Source organism: Nocardia sp. 852002-20019_SCH5090214, from assembly GCF_001665865.1.
In the GTDB taxonomy this organism is placed as follows: domain Bacteria; phylum Actinomycetota; class Actinomycetes; order Mycobacteriales; family Mycobacteriaceae; genus Nocardia; species Nocardia nova.
This window is the reverse complement of sequence record NZ_LZMK01000365.1, coordinates 1-677: the sequence shown is the minus strand read 5'-3', so window position 1 is coordinate 677 and position 677 is coordinate 1. Positions and strand designations below refer to the sequence as shown.

Genomic DNA, 677 nt, shown 5'->3' with positions numbered 1-677 from the left:
CGCGAACTCGACACCGCCAAAGACCCAGCAGCCGTGTTGGATTGGCGCCTCGACACCAGCGGCGCACACTCCACCGGCACCGGACCTCTGCCCTGGCTACACGGGCTACCTAATCAACTTGCCGACGCGGCGATCGCCGACCAGCTCCGCGCGCGGCGCAACCTCGTGGCCGACCTCGCCACCCAGATCACTACCGACGCACGCGAATGGGCCGCGGGCACCGCGCCGGTGTGGGCGCGGCCCCTTCTCGGCAACCCGGAACTCATCGCCGAGCTCGCGGTGTGGCGCGCCGCCAACCACATCCCCGACACCGACCTGCGCCCCATCGGATCGGCCCGCTTCCGGGTCCGCGAACGCGACCACCAGACACAACTCGCCGCACGCGTCACCGACACTCTCGGCGACCTCCACACCGCCACCCACACCTGGCAACCACTGGCCAAACGACTCGACACCCGCATCACCAGCGACCCCTGGTGGCCCGTGCTCGCCGCCCACCTCGACACCGCCGCCGCAGCCGGACTCGATATCGACACACTGCTCACCGACGCCGCCGGCCAACGGCCCCTGCCCGACGACATGCCCGCCGCTGCCCTCTGGTCCCGCCTGCACCTGGACCTCGACCGGCTCGTCCTCGGCGACCCCGACACCGACCACGCCCTCGACACCGAATCCGC

At 71.3% G+C, this 677-nt stretch carries 1 pseudogene; it reads left to right on the top strand.

Features of this window, described 5'->3' with window-relative positions:
* Positions 1-33: 33 nt before the first annotated feature.
* Positions 34-677 (top strand): annotated as a pseudogene (locus A5780_RS28385) (hypothetical protein); the annotation flags it as partial.